This window comes from Teichococcus wenyumeiae (genome assembly GCF_003696345.1).
Lineage (GTDB): Bacteria > Pseudomonadota > Alphaproteobacteria > Acetobacterales > Acetobacteraceae > Pseudoroseomonas > Pseudoroseomonas wenyumeiae.
Genome location: NZ_RFLX01000137.1, coordinates 1 through 1,355, shown reverse-complemented (window position 1 = coordinate 1,355; position 1,355 = coordinate 1). Strand labels below are relative to the sequence as shown.

At 67.2% G+C, this 1,355-nt stretch carries 1 protein-coding gene; it reads right to left on the bottom strand.

What is annotated here, in order from left to right; all coding sequences use genetic code 11:
• Window positions 1-237: 237 nt before the first annotated feature.
• Window positions 238-1,275 (bottom strand): IS110 family RNA-guided transposase, encoded by a 1,038-nt coding sequence (locus EBE87_RS28215; protein ID WP_120641274.1) that lies wholly within the window; start codon window positions 1,273-1,275, stop codon window positions 238-240.
• Between the last annotated feature and the right edge of the window lie 80 nt (window positions 1,276-1,355).

The following is a 1,355-nucleotide window of genomic DNA, read 5'->3' as shown; positions in this document are numbered from 1 at the left end:
GGACGCCTTCTGTCATTGGGCGGTGGATGGTCAACGCAGATGTCGTCCGGTCGCGGATCTTGCTTCTGTTCGTGGTCTGCGCGACGGCAGCCACAGGAGGCGGTCCGATGCGAGGGAAGGGCCGATCTCTAAAGCGGCGTCACCTTGAAGGTACAGCCAGGTGTCCAACGGCCTGCTTCCACCGTCGTCCGCGGACGGACGAACTCTGCGTTTCGATGAGCTGAGGTCCTGGCTCGATCAGCCCTCCATGGCAGCAGCCGGGGCGCCGGAGCGGAAGTCGCTCTCGCTGACCCACATCCGATGCAGGATGCCCGCCAGCTTGCGAGCGAGCGCCACCTTGGCGCGCTTGGTGCCGCGGCGTTGTGCCAGCCGCATGCCCCAGGCCTTCAGCGCCGACCAGCGGGCAACCCGCGTCAGCAGCACATGCGCTGCCTCAAACAGTGCCACCCTGGCGGCAGGGTCGCCTGCTTTGCTGATGGCACCGACCCGGTCTGTTTCACCAGATTGGTAGCGCCTCGGCGTCAGCCCGAGAAAGGCACCCACCGAGCGGGAGGATCGGAACCGTCCCGGGTCGTCGATGGTGCTGCGATAGGTCAGAGCCACGATGGCACCCACCCCCGGCACGGTCATCAGCCGCCGGCAGACCGGATCCTCCCGCGCGGCGTTACGGACCTGCCGGTCCAGGCTGGCCAGTTGCTCGCGCAGAGCCTCCCGCGCCTGCAGCAGCGGCGCGAAGATTACGGGCAGGCTCGGATGTCCCTCGATCAAGGCTCTGACCGCATCGGCCCAGCCGGCCCGCAGGAGGGGCGGCATGCGCAAGCCAAAGCCTCGCAGCAGGCCGCGCACACTGTTCTCCAGGTCCCGCAGCTGGCGGATCAGGGTTTCCCGGGCGCTGATCCGCGCCCGCTGTTCGCGCGCACTCACCGTCTTCACATGCACCGGGCGGAACCAGCCCATCCGCAGCAGATGCGCCAGACCGCGGGCATCGTTGCGGTCGGTCTTCACCGTCATGGCCGAGAGCGCCTTGTGCGCTTGGCGGGTCTCCATCAGCACCGCCTCGATACCGTGCCCGGCCAGGCCGCGGACCAGCCATTCCGACATCGGGCCCGCCTCCAGGCCCACCCGCTCGAGCCCATCCGCGTAGCCGCGCAGGAACTCCGCCAAAGCATCGGGGCAGGTCGCCACCTCGACCTCGCGAAGCAGATGGCCCTCATGGTCCATCACGCAAACCGCGGTCTTGTTCAGTGACACATCCAGTGCAGCATAGAGCCTCATGGCGCGATCTCCTTTGGATGGGTAGGACCGGTATCTTGGCCCAGAAAGCCGCCCAATGACCGCATCTCTAAAAACCTCGC